The following is a 15,409-nucleotide window of genomic DNA, read 5'->3' on the forward strand; positions in this document are numbered from 1 at the left end:
CGGAGGATATCCGTGTCTTACACCCTCGACCACATCCGGCTCTACTCGGAGGATCTGGCCGGTCAGCGTGACCGGCTGACCGGCGCGTTGGGATTCACTGTGCACGCGGTCGGCGGCGTGCCGGACGGCACTGCGGAAACCCACTCGGTGGCGTTGCGCGCCGGCGACATCCGGCTGGTGGTCACCGAGGTGCTGGCGGAAGACCACCCCGGGTACGCGTACCTGCAGGCGCACGGATCGGGCGTGGCCGATATCGCGCTGGCCACCCCGGACGTGGCGGCGGCCTTCGCGGATGCGGTCGGCCGCGGCGCCCGGCCGGTGGACCCGCCACACGAGCAGGACGGCCTGGTCACCGCCGTGATCGGCGGCGTCGGCGACGTCGTGCACACGCTCGTGCAGCGGCCCGGCGGGCGGCCGGGGGACCTGCTGCCCGGCCTGGTGCCGGTCGCCGAACCGGTGGCGCCAGTCGGCGACGCCGGGCTGACGAAGCTCGATCACCTCGCGGTCTGCCTGGAACCGGGCCAGCTCGAACCCACCGTGGAGCAGTACGAGCGGACCTTGGGCTTCGCGTCGGTCTTCGCCGAGAAGATCGAGGTGGGCACCCAGGCGATGAACTCGACGGTGGTGCAGAGCCCGGACGGCACGGTGACGCTCACGCTGATCGAGCCGGACGCCCAGCGCGCCCCGGGGCAGATCGACGAGTTCCTGAAGAACCACGGCGGGGCGGGCGTGCAGCACGTCGCGTTCAGCACCGACGACATCGTGCGGGCCGTGTCCGGGATGGCTGAGCGCGGCGTGGAGTTCCTGCGTACCCCGGGCGCGTACTACGACCTGCTTACCGAGCGGCTGACCCCGCGCCGGCACAGTGTGTCGGTGCTGCGCGAGCGTCACATCCTGGTCGACCAGGACCACGACGGGCAGCTGTACCAGATCTTCGCCCGGTCGGTGCACTCACGCGGCACGCTCTTCTTCGAGGCGATCGAGCGAGTTGGCGCGCGTACCTTCGGCAGCCGCAACATTCACGCTCTCTACGAGGCGGTGGAGCGCGAGCGGATCCAGTAAGCGTTCCGCGCGGCACCGCAAAGCCCGTCGCGCGCCGCGCGACGGGCTTTGCGGTGCCTACTCCTGACGCCTGGCCAGCACATAGGTGGCGAACGAACTGGCCGCCAGCAGGCCGACCGCGAGCGCCCCGAACGCGGCGATCAGCGGCAACATGTCCCCGGCGGTCCGGTCGCTGCTGAGTAGCACCATCATCGGGGCGACCGGCGGCACGTTGGGTATCAGCACCAGCACACCGATCAGGCCCAGGCCCAGGAAGACCGCGTAACCGGCTCGGCGAACCACCATCCGCGAGCAGAGCATGCCGGCCGCGATGCCGGTGATGCCGCAGACCAGCTGCGAGGAGACACCGACCGCGATGTCGGCCGCGGTGATGACCGGGTGCTCGCCGGCGTAAATCGGGTAGATCGTGCCGACCATGGTCAGCGCCACGCAGATCACCAGGCAGGCGAGTAGGTTCGCGGCGAGCACCCGGTGCTCGCCGCCGGCCGCGACCGCGGTCATCGCCCGCTGGGCGCGATCCTCGGTGTTGATCAATGCGGCGGTCATCCACAGCATGCAGATGAAGATGGTCATCACGCACGCCGAGTAGACCTGAGTCAGCGGACCCAGGTCGTTGGTGGTCAGCACCACGATCGCGGAGGCGTACAGCACGAACGGCGCGATGTAGGCCTGGTTGCGGACCAGCATGGACAGGTCGTAGCGGACCAGCGCGGTCATCATGCTTCCCCTCGCCACTGGCTGGCCCCGCCCACCGGGTTGCGGCGGACGCTCTCCACCGACCAACCGTTCTTGATCGCGTCGACGAGTAGCGCGTCGCAGCGCTCACCGTCGATCCGGATGACCACCGAGTCGCGGTCGTGCCAGGCGTCGCGTACCCCGGGCAGGCGCAGCCAGTCCGGCTGGTCAGCGCTCTGGGCCAGCGGGACCAGCTCCACCTCGGCGAGGTCGTGGCCCGGCTGGTGGCCGGTCGGCGGTCGGGGCTCGTGCTCGGCGGCGAGGTTGCCGGCGGTGATCCGGTAGACGGTGGTGGCGTTGGCGCCGACGATCGCCTCCCGGTGATCTGTGAAGATCACTGCGCCGCCGTTGCGGGCCGACTCGTCGATCAGGTCCACCAGCACCTCGTGCGCGTCCGCGTCGAGACCAGACCATGGCTCGTCGAGCACCAGTAGTTGTGGTGGGATCAACAGGGCCTGAGTCAGCGCCACCTTCTGCGCGTTGCCTTTGGAGAGTCGCCGCAACTGGGTGTACGGGCCGCCGACCAGCGACAGCCGTTCGAGTAGGACGCGGGCGCGTCGCTCGGCGTCGCCGGTGCGCAGGCCGCGGATCCGGCCCATGTGCTTGAGGTAGGAGAGCGCGGAGATCCGGCCAGCGGTAGGGAAGCGTTCGGGCACGTATCCGATCACGTCCGGCCGGCCGGAGACGGTGCCGCGGGTCGGGGCGGTCAGCCCCACGGCGATCTTGAGGAGGGTGGACTTCCCGGAGCCGTTGCCGCCCACGACGCCCACCACCTCGCCCGGGTCGACTTCCAGGTCGACCTGTTGCAGCACGAGGCGGCCGGCGCCGTAACGCTTGCTGACGTGGTGCAGTTTGAGGCCGTTCATGAGTCCTCCATCATGCGGACCCTTGCCGGTCCTGGTCGTACGGGGTGGTGCTCGCCGGGCACCTGCTCCGGCTCGGCGGGGTCCGGGTGGGTGGACTCGCGCAGGCCGTACCGGTCGTGCAGGCGACGCAACGGGCCCGGTGCCCACCAGGCGTATCGGCCGAGGACTGCCATGCTTGCCGGAACCAGCAGCATCCGTACGACGGTCGCGTCGATGAGCACGGCCAGCGCCAGACCCAGACCGATTTGCTGGACCGGCGCGAAACCGCCGGTCATGAACGCGGCGAAGACCACGATGATCAGCAGCGCCGCCGAGGTCACCACCCGGCCGGTCAGCTGTAGACCATCAACGATCGCCTTGCGGTGGTCACCAGTGGCCACCCAGCGGTCCCGCATCCGGGCCAGGATGAAGATCTCGTAGTCCATCGCCAGGCCGAACGCGAGGCCGATGACCAGTGGCGGGACGATCACGTTGAGCGCGCCCTGGCCCTCGGTGCCGAGCAGGCCGGCGAAGTGGCCCTCCTGTAGCACGAAGACCACGCCGCCGATCGCGGCGCCTAGGCTGAGCAGGGTGGTCAGCACGGTCCGGATCGGGATCAGCACCGAACCGCTGAACGCGAAGAGCAGCAGCAGGATGGTCACCAGGACCACCGCCAGGGCGATCGGGGTGTACTTGGCCAGCATGTCTTCGTAGTCCAACAGGCTTGCGGCCGCGCCGGTCACCAGAACCGGGGTCGGACCCCGGGCGTCGCGTACGTCGCGCACCAGTTGTAGGGCCTCCTCGCCGTCGGTGGTGCCCGCCGGGGTCAGCCGCAGGATGGTCGAGCCGTCGGTCGCCTGCTGCGGCTGCGCGGCCGACTGTACGCCGGGCAGCTCGGCCAAGCTCCGGGTGAGGCCGGCGTCGGCGCCGGGCGGCAGAATGACGGTGACCGGCTCGCTGGCGGCACCGCTGGGGAAGTGGGCGCTGAGCGTCTCGAAGAACTGCCGGGACTCGGCCGCGGGCGGCAGCGAGCGGGCGTCCCCGCCGGTGAGCCGCATGTTCAGGGCGGGCGTAGCGAAGACCAGCAGCAGCGCGCCGATCACCACCATCACAGTGACCGGAGCGCGGCAGGCGGCGCGTGCCAGCGCGGCGAACGGGCGTCCCTCCCGGGTGCCGGGCTTGGGCAGCTTGACCCGATGGCCCCATCGGGCTAGCAGCGCCGGGATCAGAGTGATCGAGGCGAGCATGTCGACAAGCACCACCACCGCGGCGGCCAGGCCGAGGCTGCGCAGGAACGGGCTCGGGAAGATCAGGATGCCGGCGAGGCTGACCGCCACGGTCAGACCGGAGAAGAAGACGGTACGCCCGGCGCCCTCCACGGTGCGCAGGATCGCCTCGTCCATGTTGTCGCCCGGCAGGGCGCGGCGTTCCTCCCGGAACCGGGTCACCATCAGCAGCCCGTAGTCGACCGCGAGACCGAGGCCCAGCATGGTCGGTACCTGGACGGCGTAGACGGAGATCTCCGTGCCCAGGCTGAACAGGTAGAGCACGAGCAAGGTGGAAGCGGCGCCGACCACGGCGACGACCAGCGGGAGGCTGCCGGCGAGCACGCCGCTGAAGATCACCACGAGCAGAATCAGGATGATCGGCAGAGAGATCAGCTCGGCGCGCTGGACGTCGCGCTCTGCCTGCCGGTTGAGTTCGCCGTTGAGCAGCCGGGTGCCGCTGACGCTCACGTCCGGCGCATCGATCTCACGCAGTCGCTGGGACGCCTCCCTGATGCACGGGGCGAGGGCCGCGTTGTCCAGTCCGGTCTTGAAGGTGACCGGAATGAGCAGCGCCTGCTTGTCCTGCGCGATCTGACCCTGGCCGGAGTAGGGGTCGGCGACCCGCTGCACGCAGCTGAGGGCGGAGACGTCGGTGACTGCCTGGGTGACGGCACTGTGGATGCCGGCGGCGGTGACATCCGTCCCGGCGACCACGCCGGTGATCGTCTCCGGCTGCGGCGATATCTTTCGGAGCAGGTCGCTGCCGTGTTGCGACTCACTGCCCTGCACGGCGCGTACGGACGGGGTGAGCCGGTCGAACAGTCCGATGCCCAGGCCCGCACCGAGGCAGACGACCACGAGCCAGAGGGCAATCACGACCCGGGACCGGCGCGTGGCGAAGCCGGCGATCATGCGAAACAAGAATGTCTCCCTCACGCTTCTCCGGTGCGGGTAAAGCAGGCACCCCGACGCACCGCTCCCTACCTGCGTACTTCTTCTGCACTCCCGATGACTTTCGCGTCGCGATCCGCGGAATGTGATCGAGACCGGCGCTGCGGCTGGCAGTTTATCCAACGGATCTGTGCGGTGGTTGTCGGGATGTCTGAGGTGAGCGATTTTTTCGTAAAGGTCACCTCATCACTACTGTTACCTTATGCGGTGTTCAATTTGTCAGATATGCGGCTGGGTGTCGACCTTGCTAGACCGCTTGTGGCGTGGTAAGGGTGGCTGTCTTCTGTGTGCTGTGGCATGTCGGCCTGTCCGAGTAGCATCGACGCGAACTCACGTTTGTCGATCATCTGGAACGCGGGTGGGCGCCTTGAATTCAGTTGTTCTTAATGTTGTCACTGCTCCCACGATCTATCGGCTCGCCGCGATGCATGAAGACGGATGTCAATGTGTCCGGGAGTCGGCGTGACGGCCGCGATGCAGGCCCGTGGCCTGGTCGTCGCCTTCGACGACAAGATCGCCGTGGACGGCTTGGACCTGACCGTCGAGGCTGGCGAGGTCTTCGGTGTGCTCGGCCCCAACGGTGCTGGTAAGACCACGACGATGCGGGTGATCACCGGTCTGCTCCCGGTCACCGCCGGCGAGATCTCGGTCTTCGGGGTGCCAGCGGGCCGCCGGCCGATGGCGGTACGTCGCCTGGTCGGCTACGTCCCGCAGATGCTCTCCCTGGACGGCGGCCTGACCGGCCGGGAGAACGTCGCGCTCTTCGCGCGGCTCTTCGACGTGCCGCGCCGGCAACGGTCCGCCCGGGTCGCCGAGGCGATCGAGTCGGTCGGCCTGACCGCAGTCGCCGACCGGTTGGCCAAGAGTTACTCCGGCGGCATGGCCCGCCGGATGGAACTAGCCCAGGCGCTGGTCAGCGGTCCGCGGCTGTTGATCCTGGACGAGCCCACCACCGGGCTGGACCCGGTGGCCCGGGAGGCGGTCTGGGAGCGCATCGGGCTGGTCCGCCGGGAACGCGCGATGACCGTCATGGTCACCACCCACAACATGGAGGAGGCCCAGACGGTCTGCGACCGCGTCGCCCTGATGCGGGCGGGCCGGGTCCGTGCCATCGGCACTCCGGCCGAGCTGATCAGCGCGCTGGGCCGGCCCGGCAGCCTGGACGACGTGTTCCGGGAACACGCGATGGCCGACTCCGCCCACGCTGCCTTGGGCGGCGAACTTGAGAAGGGATCCCTGCGCGATGTTCACGCCGCCCGCCGCGCTGCCCGGCGAATGCAGTGACGCCACCCCGGTGCCCGGTGCCCTACGGACGCTGCTGTCCCGGATCGTCGCCCTGTGCCTGGTCGAGATCCAGCGGGTCCGGCACGACCGCTGGGAAGTGCTGATCCGGGCCGTCCAGCCGGCTCTCTGGCTGGTTGTCTTCGGCAGTACCTTCTCCCGGATACCGGACCTGCCCATCGGCGATGTGACATACCTGCAGTTCCTGGTACCCGGTATCCTCGCGCAGGCTGCTCTGTTCACCTCGATCTTCTACGGCGTGCAGTTGGTCTGGGAACGCGACGCCGGTCTGCTCACCAAGCTCATGGTGACCCCGACGCCGGCGGTGGCGGTGGTCGCCGGCAAGACGTTCTCCGCGGGGATCCGGGCGCTCAGCCAGACCGTTGTGGTTTTTGTCGTCGGGCTACTCATCGGCGCTGGGCTCACCACGAACCCGTTGCGCCTGGCCGGCGCGGCGCTGGTGATCCTCGCCGGGTCGGCGCTGTTCTCCGCGCTGTCGGTCGTGGTGGCCGGGCTGGTGCTGGCCCGCGACCGGGTGATGGGGATCAGCCAGGGCCTGATGATGCCGCTGTTCCTCGGATCGAACGCGCTGTATCCGGCGGAGATGATGCCCGAGTGGCTGCGCTGGATCAATCACGTCAACCCGGTCAGTTACCAGGTCGAGGCGCTGCGCGGGCTGCTGGTCGGTACGCCCGCCCGGTACGCCCTCGACCTGGGTGTCCTGTTGCTGGCCCTGGTTCTGGCGATCAGTGCCGCGTCGGCGCTGATGGGCCGACTCAGCCGCTGACCGGTCCCGCCCGACCCGATGTCCAACCGCCTCGCTGACGCGGTTGGACATCGGTTTCCAAGCGTCCGGGACTGCAGTTTCGAGCGCGCATTCGTCCTGTCTGCTCGATCCTCGGAGTCAGGACCGTCGGGTCCGATCCCCGGCCCAGGCCGCTTCGAGGATCGCGGTCAGGCTGGCGGTGTCGGTCGGGCCCGGATGGTTCTGGATCAAGCGGGTGACGCCACTTGCCATTTCCGCGAAACGCGGCAGGTCGGCGCGTGCCACGCCGATGTCCGCCAAGGTGGGCGGGATGCCGATGTCGGCAAGGAGCCCGTCGAGCCAGGTGAGGAACGTCTCCGCGGCCTCGGCAGCCGAGGCGTCGGTCACGTCGAGCCCGCACACCCCGGCGAGGATGGCCAGCCGGTCGCCGATGGCATCCCTGGCCGCGTCCAGCGCGTAGGGCAGTAGCAACCCGACGCCCAGGCCGTGCGGCGTGTGCGTGGCTGCGCCGATGGGGTATTGGAGAGCGTGCGGGGCCGCGTTGCCCGCGTGGGAAAAGGCGAGCCCGGCGAGCATGGACCCGTAGGACATGTCCGCGCGCGCGTCAGTGTCGCCGCCGTCCCTGACCGCACGACGCAAGCTACGGGCGATCCGTTCCGCGGCCAGGAGCGCGTAATGGTCGGTGACCGGGTTGCGGCCGAGGAAGACCTGCTCCACCGGGTCGCGCGGTCCGTGGGCCCGGGGTCGCGCGGTGTAGCTCTCCACCGCGTGACAAAACGCGTCGATGCCGGAGTGGGCGGTGACGGTCGCAGGGCAGGTGTAGGTGAGTTCGGGGTCGACGATGGCGAAGTCGGGCACGATGTGGACGCTGGAGACCCCCACCTTCAGCTCGCGGTCCGGGTCGGTCAACACCGAGACGGGTGTGAGTTCGGAGCCGGTGCCTGACGTCGTCGGGACCGCGACGAGAGGAAACGTCGGCCCCGGCACCTTCGACTCGCCGTAGAAGTCGCGGGGCGTGCCACCGTGGCGCCGGATGACGCCGACGATTTTGGCGAGGTCGATCACCGTGCCGCCCCCGATGGCGAGGATCACGTCGGCGTCCACCTCGGCGGCGACCGAGACGGCCAGGGCGACATCGGCGAGTGGCACGTCTGGAGTCGCGTCGGAGAACACCTCGAGGACCTCGACCTTCTCCCGCACGGCGGCCACGATCTCGGCCACGCGCGGCTGCCCCAGAAGCACCTGGTCGGTCACGATGAGGACTCGTGAGCCACTCTCGGCCACCACTCGTGGGATGTTCTGCGCGACCCCTTCGCCCACTATCAGCTGGCGTGGTCCGCGGACGGTCTCAAGCATGTCAGTGCCTCTCCGCAACGTCGGCGGCGATCTGCTGGGCGGACGTCCAGGTCACGGTAGGTCGATCGCCGCGTACGTCAGGTCGAGGTACTCAAGGATGCCCTCGTGCGACCCCTCCCTGCCGATCCCGGACTGCTTCACGCCTCCGAACGGAGCCGACGGGTCCGATATCAGACCACGGTTGATGCCGAGCATCCCGGTGTCCAGCCCCTCGGTGAACCGGAGCGCCCGCTGCAGGTCACGGGTGAAGACGTATCCGACCAGGCCGTGTTCGGTGTCGTTGGCCTTCGCCAGCACCTCGTCGTCGGACGTGAACGAGATGATCGGCGCCACCGGGCCGAAGATCTCCGCGTCCAGCATCCGCGCATCTTCGGGCACGTCGACGAGGACCGTAGGCGGATAGAAGTGGCCCGGCCCATCCGGACGCGCGCCGCCCACCAGGACCCGGGCGCCGCGGTCGACCGCGTCGGCGACGAGCTCGTCGATCCTGGTGACCGAGGCGTCGTCGATCAACGCCCCGACGTCCACGCCGTCGTCGAGGCCATGGCCCACCGAAAGCGCGCCCATCCGCTCGGCGAAGCGCGCCGTGAACTCCTCGCGCACCGGCTCCTCGACGTAGATCCGGTTGGCCGCGATGCAGGACTCCCCGATGTTGCGCATCTTGGCCACCATCGCACCGTCGAGCGCGACGTCCAGGTCAGCGTCGGCACACACGATCAAGGCCGCGTTGCCGCCCAGCTCCATGGAGGTACGCAGCACGTTGTCCGCAGCCTGTCGTAGCAGCACGCGCCCGACCTCGGTCGACCCGGTGAACGAAAGCTTGCGGGTCCGACCGTCGGCTAGCAGCGCTGAGACCACCTCGCCGGAACGCCTGGTGGTCACCACGTTGACGACGCCCGGGGGAACGCCGACCTCCTCCATGATGCGGGCCAGGAACAGCATGGTGAGCGGCGTCTGGGCGGCTGGCTTGGTGATCGTCGTGCAGCCCGCCGCCAGCGCAGGAGCGATCTTGCGAGCGCCCATGGCCAACGGAAAGTTCCAGGGCGTCACGAAGACGCATGGTCCGACCGGCTTCGGCACGGTGAGGATGCGATATCCACCTGCGGGAGCGGTGCTGTAGCGCCCCTCGACGCGTACCGCCTCCTCGGCGAACCAACGGAAGAACTCGGCACCGTAGGCCACCTCTGCCCGAGCCTCGGCGAGCGGCTTGCCCATCTCGAGCGTTATCAGCCGGGCGACCTCCTCGGACCGCTCGGTCAGTGCCCGGTATGTCGCGGTCAACAACTCCGACCGTCTGCGCGGCGGGGTCACCGCCCACCGCGCCATCGCCTTGCTCGCCGCGTCCAGAGCGGCGAGCCCGTCCACGACGCCGGCGTCCGCCACCTCGGCGATCGTCTTGCCGGTGGCCGGGTCCTCGACGGCAAAGGTGGCTCCGCTTGCGGCCTCGCGCCAGGCGTCGCCGATCCGGAGCCGCCGGTGCTCGGGGGCCAGGACGTTCATCGGGTCACTCACTGCGTCATCTCCTCCGCCGAGACTCGATTGCCGTGTGCGGGCGCATGGTGCCGTCGCCGCCCGGCGCGCTTACCGCCCGGCCTCGGACAGCGAGAGCCCGGTGCCCGCATCGAACAGGTGCGCACGGTCCAGGTCGACCGTGACGAGCAGCCGCTCGCCGGGCGTACCGGTGACGGTGGGTCGTGCCTTGACCTTGACGATCTCCGTCCCCACTAGGACGTCGACCACCGTTCGGTCACCGAGCGGCTCAAGCCCGTAGAGCTCCCCCGACAACGACGCGTTTCCACGCTGCTCGACGGAGAGGTCCTCCGCGCGCAGACCCAGCAGCAGCGCACGACCGTCCTCAGCCGTGGTCCAGCGGGGACGCGGCAGCGTCCATCCCTGCGCACCGACCAGACGATCTCCCTCGGCGCGGCAGGCGAGCAGGCTGATCGGCGGGCTCCCGACGAATCCTGCGACCCACTGGTTGGCTGGACGCTCGTACACCTCGGTCGGCGTGCCAACCTGTTGCACCTTCCCCTCCTTGAGGACCGCGACCTGGTCGGCCATGGACAGGGCCTCAACCTGGTCGTTTGTCACGTAGACGAATGTGGCTCCGAGGCTCCGGTGGATGCGGGTGAGTTCGGTGCGCATCTCGACGCGGAGCTTGAGGTCGAGATTTGTCAGCGGCTCGTCCATGAGAAACGCGCGCGGACGACGGACCAGCGCCCGGGCCAGGGCGACACGCTGCATCTCACCGCCCGACAACTGCGCGGGACGACGCTGCAACAGACGTTCGATGTGCAGCAGGCTCGACATCCGCTTGACGGCAGCGGCGATCTCGCTCGACGAACAGCGGCGTGCCCGCAGCGGCGAAGCGATGTTCTCGTACGCCGTGTGTCGCGGGTAGAGGGCGTAGTTCTGGAAGACCATGGCCAGGTCGCGTGCGGCCGGTGAGTCACCGGTCGCGTCCCTTCCGTCCAGATGCACCGACCCGGCGTCGAGCTTCTCAAGGCCGGCGATCGCCCGCAGGGTCGTCGTCTTGCCGGCCCCGGAGGGTCCGAGCACGACGAAGAACGAGCCGTCCGGCACGTCCAGCGTCACCCCGTCGAGGGCCTGGACCTTGCCGAAGGACTTGCACAGCCCGTGCACTGCCACGGTTCCCATCAGGCCACCAGCTCTTCCGTGCGCACGTCGTAGACGGCCGGTGCACCGCCGGTGTGCCGCAGCCCGACCGGTGCGTCAGCGGCGAAACGGAGCGTGGGCGGCATCCGAACCCGTACGTCGCGCTGGCCGCCGTGGTCAACCACGTAGATGATTTCGTCGCCCAGCCACTCTGCCGAGACCACGCGGGCCGGGACCGAACGTTCCGCTCCTGGTTCCGTGACTTCCAGCGCCTCCGGCCGGACGCCCGCGACCAGGCAACGGTCGCGCGGCAGGCCTGGCGGTGGGGTGAGGACCAGTCCGCCCTGACCGCGCAGCTTCCCGTCGGACACCTCCACCTCGATCAGGTTCATCGGCGGTGAGCCGATGAATGCGGCGCAGAAGAGACTCGCCGGACGGTCGTAGACCTCCAGCGGGGTGCCGATCTGCTCGACGCGGCCCTTGTTGAGGATGGCGATTCGGTGACCGAGCGACATCGCCTCGACCTGGTCGTGAGTGACGTAGACCATCGTCGACCCCAGTTCCCCCTGCAGGTGCTTGATCTCCGTGCGCATGTCCGCCCTCAGCTCCGCGTCCAGATTGGTGAGCGGTTCGTCCATGAGGAATGCGCGCGGTCGTCGCACCAGGGCGCGAGCGAGCGCGACGCGCTGCTGCTCTCCGCCGGAGAGCTGGCGCGGTCGCCGGTCCAGCAGCGGACCGAGCCGCATCAGCCGGGCGGCCTCGTCGACCCGCTTGTGCACCTCTGCCTTGGGCAGTCCCTCGGCCCGCAGTGGGAACGCCAGGTTGTCGCGGGTTTTCAGATGCGGGTAGAGAGCGTAGAACTGGAACACCATGGCGATGTCGCGCTCGGCCGGCGGCAGGTCGTTGACAAGCGTGTCGCCGATGCGGATGTCGCCCGTGCTCTGCCGCTCCAGGCCGGCGATGGCCCGCAGCGTGGTCGTCTTGCCGCAACCCGAAGGACCGAGCATCACGAACAGCTCGCCATCTTTGATGGACAGGTCCACGTGATCAACCGCGACCGTCCCGTCCGGGTAGCGCTTGTGCAGGGCGGTCACCTCGATGCCCGCCATCAGCGTCGCACCGCCCCGAGCGTCACACCGGCGACGAGGTGCTTGCGCACCAGGTAGGCGAAGACGAGCACCGGTAGGGCGAACACCACGGAGGCAGCGGCCACGAGACCCCAGTCCGTCGTGGTGCCACCGATGAGGCCGGCGATGGCGGGTGGGGCGGTCCGCACGCTGTCGCTGGAGGTGAGGAAGATGGCGAACACGAACTCGTTCCACGAGAAGATGAGCGCGAAGACCGCCGTTGCGGCGATGCCGGGTACGAGCAGGGGAAGGGTGAATCGTCGGAACGCCTGCAAACGGGTGTAGCCGTCGAGCATGGCCGCATCCTCGTACTCCGCGGGTACCTCGTCGACGAACCCCTTCATCATCCAGATCGTGAACGGGAGGTTGTACGCGGTGTAGATGAGGATCAGGCCGAGCTTGCTGTCGATGAGCCCGATCTGGCGGTACATGAGGAAAATCGGAATCACGACCACCACGGGCGGCATGAAGCGGGTGGACAGGATGAAGAACAGTTGGTCCTTCTTGGCTTTCACCGCGAAGCGTGAGTAGGCCCAGGCCGCCGGGACCCCCAGCAGGGTGGCCAGCACCGTGGAGGCCCCGGCGACCACTGCGGAGTTGAGGAACGCGACGGACAAGGCCGAGCGACCACCGTCGGGACCGACGAACACGTCCTTGAAGTGGTCCATGGTGACCGTGAAGCCGAAGAACTCGGCTGGAACGGCGTAGACGTCCCGATTTTCCTTGATTGACGTCTCGATCATCCACAGCACCGGAAAGAGCATCACGACGGCCAGCACGGTCAGCAGCGCGATCTCCAGCACGGAGCGGCCCCGGCCGCCCAGGCGGCGCGCGGGGGGCGTGCGATCCCGGGCCGGACCTGCGGACACGGCCTCGTCGACGGAGACGGCCATCAGCCCTCCTTGAGCTTGTTCAAGTAGCGCAGGTAGAACTGCGTGAGCACGATGACGACGAGGACCATGAGGATCCCGTACGCCGAGGCGGTTCCGGTGTTGAAGCCCAGGAACGCGACCTTGTAGACGTGGAACGACAACGTCTCGGTGGAGACACCCGGACCTCCGTTGGTGAGGATGTAGACGAGGTCGAACAGCCGGAAAGCCTCGATGGCCCGGAACAACACGGCAATGAGGAGCAGCGGCCACACCAGCGGAAGGGTGATGGTGCGGAACCGGAACCACTCGGACGCCCGGTCGATCGAGGCGGCCTCGTACAGGTACTTGGGAACCGCGGTGAGGCCCGCAAGTGCGATGAGCATGATGAACGGCGTCCATTGCCAGGTGTCGACCACGATCAGGGAGATCAGTGCCGTTCGCTGCCGGGTGAGCCACTCCACCTGGCCGAGGCCGAGCGAGCCGAGCATGCTGTTGATCACGCCGAACTGCGCGTCGAGCATGAAGCGCCAGAACAGCCCGACCACGACCGGCGACAGCATCATCGGGACCAGGAACAGAGTGGTCAGCACTCCTCGCCCGTGCGTGCGCCGGGAGATCAGGTAGGCGATGCCGAAACCGAGCACGGTCTGCAGGGTGACCGCGCCGACCACGTAGATCAACGTCGTCAGGGCCCTTTGGTGGACCTGCGCCGACGTCAGAATGGCGGTGTAGTTCGCGAACCCGATGAAATGGGCGGGCCCGCCGCGGGTGGCCGAGTAGTCGGTGAAAGACAGGTACAGCGCCCAGAGCAACGGGAACACCGACATCGCGAGCAACAGCAGCAGCGCGGGGGAGATGAAGGCGGCGGCGAGCCCGCGGTCGCTCAGCCGGCGGGACCGACCCGGTGCAGGTGGTGTCGCAGCCGCCACCTGCCCGGGGCGATCGGTCGTCAGCGGTACGGGGTCACTCACAGTCCGCCGCCACCCTTGCGGCTGCTGGAGTCGAGCACGCTCTGCTGCTCCCTGGCGATGTCGTCGAGCGCATCCTTCGGCTTCTTCGCGCCGTTCAGAGCCGCGTTCACGTTGGTGTTCTCAATGTCGACGAGGCGCGCGTACTCGGGCACGTTCCACATGTCCCGCATCCGGGGAACCGAGTCGGCGTACACCTGGTTGAACGGCCCGGCATTGAGGAACTCGGGTGACTCCAGGGCGTCCGTACGCGATGGCACCCCACCGGCCGCGGCCCACTTCTTCTGGATGTCGGCCCGCTCGAACCACTTCATGAAGTTCAGGGCCTCCGCCTGGTTCTCCTTGGCGGAATAGGCCGACACGTGCATCCCCATCCCGCCGAGCGGAACCAGGTTCGTCTTCTGGCTCGGCAGGGTGGCGAAACCCAGCTTGTCGAGAATCTGCTCCCGGGTGGTGCCGAGCGTCGACTGCTTCGGATCGAGCAGGCCGCCGCTCGCGGCGATCCAGTTGAACGCGATGCACGCCTTGCCCTGGGCGACCGCCGCGTTCACCTCGTCGATGAACCAGTTGCCGGAGCCCTTGGCGGTCAGCGGCTTCATCTTGTTGACCAGGACGTCCATCGCCTCCTGGCCGGCAGCGTCGTTGAGGACGCCCTCGATCTTGCGGGTCTTCGGGTCCCAGAGGTTGCCGCCGTAGACGCCGTTTACCGTGTTGTAGGTGACGGCTGCGGCGTCGGAGCCGTTGGCCTGGTGGAAAGCCAGCCCGCTGACGCCAGGATTGTCCGTCTGGCATCGCTCGGCGACTGAGATCATCTCGTCCCAGGTCTGCGGTGGCTTGTCGCCGATCAGGTCCTTGCGGTAGATCATCGTCCAGGTGTCGCCGAGCAGTGGCAGTCCGTACAGGCTGGCGTTCTCGTCGCGCTTGCCGGTCTCCGCCTGCGGGAACTGGCCGTACGCCGCCAGGAGGTACGGGTTGTAGGCCTCGACGTCGATGTTGTTCTTGACGAAGTCGGTGAGGTCGAGGATGTTGCCGTTCGTCACGGCCTCGCCGATGTGTTGCGAGTCCAGGATCGCGATGTCGAAGTCGGTCTTGCGCGCGGCGAACTGGGTGAACATCGCGTCGTGCCAGTTCGCGTTCGGCACGGTGTTGACCTTGATGGTCGCGTTCGGCCGCTCCTTCTTGTACTCCGCGTTCGCGAAGGCTTCCAGTGCCTGGGCGGGGGGCCAGTCGAACCAGATGAAGCTGAGGGTCAGCGGGTCCTTGGTGAGCTCCGGGACGGTCGCGGGTGCCTTGGGGGTGTCCGCCGTCGCGCCGTCGTCCCCGCCATCGCCGCAAGCCGCCACGGTCGTGGCCACCAGCAGCATGGCCGCCGTTGCCAGTTGCACCCTTCGCCCGGGAGCGGACGATCGTCCCATTCGCTTTGCATGCCGCATCTTCCTGCCTGCCTTCTGGGTTCGGACTTCTAGGGCCTCGCTTTGTGCTTCGCCGAGCAGTTGCTGGGTAGTTCAGGCGTGTTGCCGGGCTGTCGCGGAGGCCGACCTGCGGACCGGCGTCACGAGTGC

Annotated in this window: 13 protein-coding genes; 3 read left to right on the plus strand and 10 right to left on the minus strand. The window is 68.3% G+C overall.

What is annotated here, in order from left to right; all coding sequences use genetic code 11:
- Window positions 1-12 precede the first annotated feature (12 nt).
- Entirely contained in the window at window positions 13-1,062 is a 1,050-nt protein-coding gene (hppD, locus tag AC507J_RS24370) for a 4-hydroxyphenylpyruvate dioxygenase (RefSeq protein ID WP_496291517.1), read from the plus strand.
- A 57-nt stretch (window positions 1,063-1,119) separates the two neighbouring features.
- Here the strand turns inward: hppD and AC507J_RS24375 are convergent, their stop codons facing one another.
- Genes AC507J_RS24375 through AC507J_RS24385 form a run of 3 tightly spaced genes read right to left on the minus strand, consistent with a single transcriptional unit; the run spans window position 1,120 to window position 4,822 of the window.
- Window positions 1,120-1,779, minus strand: a complete 660-nt coding sequence (locus AC507J_RS24375) for a hypothetical protein (protein WP_496291518.1) — start codon at window positions 1,777-1,779, stop codon at window positions 1,120-1,122.
- Window positions 1,779-2,663, minus strand: a complete 885-nt coding sequence (locus AC507J_RS24380; protein ID WP_496291519.1) for an ATP-binding cassette domain-containing protein — start codon at window positions 2,661-2,663, stop codon at window positions 1,779-1,781. Before AC507J_RS24380 ends, AC507J_RS24375 begins: the two co-directional genes overlap by 1 nt.
- Complete coding sequence (locus AC507J_RS24385; RefSeq protein ID WP_496291551.1) at window positions 2,660-4,822, minus strand: MMPL family transporter; 2,163 nt, start codon at window positions 4,820-4,822, stop codon at window positions 2,660-2,662. Before AC507J_RS24385 ends, AC507J_RS24380 begins: the two co-directional genes overlap by 4 nt.
- A 501-nt stretch (window positions 4,823-5,323) precedes the next feature.
- On the opposite strand from AC507J_RS24385, the gene AC507J_RS24390 reads away from it, so the two are divergent.
- Window positions 5,324-6,145, plus strand: coding sequence for an ABC transporter ATP-binding protein (locus tag AC507J_RS24390; protein ID WP_496291520.1), 822 nt, complete (start codon window positions 5,324-5,326; stop codon window positions 6,143-6,145).
- Entirely contained in the window at window positions 6,105-6,929 is an 825-nt protein-coding gene (locus AC507J_RS24395; RefSeq protein ID WP_496291521.1) for an ABC transporter permease, read from the plus strand. Before AC507J_RS24390 ends, AC507J_RS24395 begins: the two co-directional genes overlap by 41 nt.
- Before the next feature lie 117 nt (window positions 6,930-7,046).
- Here AC507J_RS24395 and AC507J_RS24400 read toward each other — a convergent pair whose 3' ends face one another.
- The 7 genes from AC507J_RS24400 to AC507J_RS24430 form a co-directional block, all read right to left on the minus strand.
- Entirely contained in the window at window positions 7,047-8,264 is a 1,218-nt protein-coding gene (locus AC507J_RS24400) for an iron-containing alcohol dehydrogenase (protein ID WP_496291522.1), read from the minus strand.
- A gap of 51 nt (window positions 8,265-8,315) precedes the next feature.
- Window positions 8,316-9,776, minus strand: coding sequence for an NAD-dependent succinate-semialdehyde dehydrogenase (locus tag AC507J_RS24405; protein WP_496291523.1), 1,461 nt, complete (start codon window positions 9,774-9,776; stop codon window positions 8,316-8,318).
- A 69-nt stretch (window positions 9,777-9,845) separates the two neighbouring features.
- On the minus strand, window positions 9,846-10,922 hold the full coding sequence (locus tag AC507J_RS24410; protein WP_496291524.1) for an ABC transporter ATP-binding protein: 1,077 nt from the start codon (window positions 10,920-10,922) through the stop codon (window positions 9,846-9,848).
- Window positions 10,922-11,989 carry an ABC transporter ATP-binding protein gene (locus tag AC507J_RS24415; protein ID WP_496291525.1) on the minus strand — a complete coding sequence of 356 codons (1,068 nt, stop codon included), beginning with the start codon at window positions 11,987-11,989 and terminating at the stop codon, window positions 10,922-10,924. Before AC507J_RS24415 ends, AC507J_RS24410 begins: the two co-directional genes overlap by 1 nt.
- Complete coding sequence (locus AC507J_RS24420) at window positions 11,989-12,900, minus strand: carbohydrate ABC transporter permease (RefSeq protein WP_496291526.1); 912 nt, start codon at window positions 12,898-12,900, stop codon at window positions 11,989-11,991. Before AC507J_RS24420 ends, AC507J_RS24415 begins: the two co-directional genes overlap by 1 nt.
- Complete coding sequence (locus AC507J_RS24425; RefSeq protein ID WP_496291527.1) at window positions 12,900-13,850, minus strand: carbohydrate ABC transporter permease; 951 nt, start codon at window positions 13,848-13,850, stop codon at window positions 12,900-12,902. The genes AC507J_RS24420 and AC507J_RS24425 overlap by 1 nt, the downstream gene beginning before the upstream one ends.
- Window positions 13,847-15,262: a sugar ABC transporter substrate-binding protein gene (locus AC507J_RS24430; RefSeq protein WP_496291528.1), complete on the minus strand. Its 1,416-nt coding sequence runs from the start codon at window positions 15,260-15,262 to the stop codon at window positions 13,847-13,849. Before AC507J_RS24430 ends, AC507J_RS24425 begins: the two co-directional genes overlap by 4 nt.
- Window positions 15,263-15,409 lie beyond the last annotated feature (147 nt).

The organism is Micromonospora sp. PRAS1 (genome assembly GCF_059553435.1).